General features: G+C 44.2%; 1 protein-coding gene. It reads right to left on the reverse strand.

Annotated elements, in window-relative coordinates:
* Positions 1 to 942, reverse strand: a 942-nt coding sequence (locus AC07RZ_RS24115; protein ID WP_494669870.1) for a hypothetical protein, incomplete at both ends; no start/stop codon positions are given.

Consider the following 942-nt stretch of genomic DNA (forward strand, 5'->3'; position numbering starts at 1 on the left):
GCATTGCAGGAACATTTTGGACAATCTGGTTCAGGGTCGAAATTCCAAAAATATTGGGAAGAAGACTGTCGAACTGAGGCTGTGTGAGAGTAAATCCGACTGGAAACGCTACATGAGCCACTACCATCGGACCTAATAGCCAAGAAGCATAAATGTGCTCAAATAGTGGATTAATTTGAGTCAGATTCAGGGTAAGACCATTCAGAGCGGTCGGAAGGAATTGGGCAATGTAATACAGCCCAATAGCACTGCTCTGATTAAGGCCAATGAGAGCGGCATTGAACTGGTCTTGACTGATGACAAAATTATTAGCCAACATTGGTCTAAGTTGATTGTTCGCTATGATACGACTCAACGTAGCAATGCCATTGGATGAGTCTAACAGTTGATTAAAAAGTTGATTAATCTGGGCATTCACGATGGTAAGATTGCCAATATTAGTGCTCAGTATTGCAGGGAACCGAGTAACAAGAATCCCCAATAGGGTAATCCCATCATCACTGTCAATTAAGGTATCCAGCAGAATCTGACTCATGGTGACAGCAGCCATGGCACCCGGAACGTATTCCGCTATATGACCGAATAGAGGTAAAGCGTTATTTACATTCACATTCCCAGCAGCCATAAGAAATTGTTCATTGTTGAAAACGAAACCATCGGGAAACATCGCTTCATAAAGGGGGGCGCCTGGTCCGTTTGCTATGATAGAGTCCAACGCAGCAATGCCATTGGCGGTGGTAACAAGGCTATCAATCTGAGTTGAATCAAGGCGTAAATCAATATGCAATAGCAGGTCAGTGTAGTTTTCAATAAGACTACGGAAAGCGGCCGCCCCATTAGCCCCCTCGGCGGTAATTAGCTCATAAATTTGATCTTGAGAAAAGGTAGAATTCGAATTTGTCAGGAATTCCAGGAAGCGTAGTCCCCCAGCCGTACTCGTCA

This window comes from Collimonas sp. GW821-FHT07E08, from assembly GCF_059418905.1.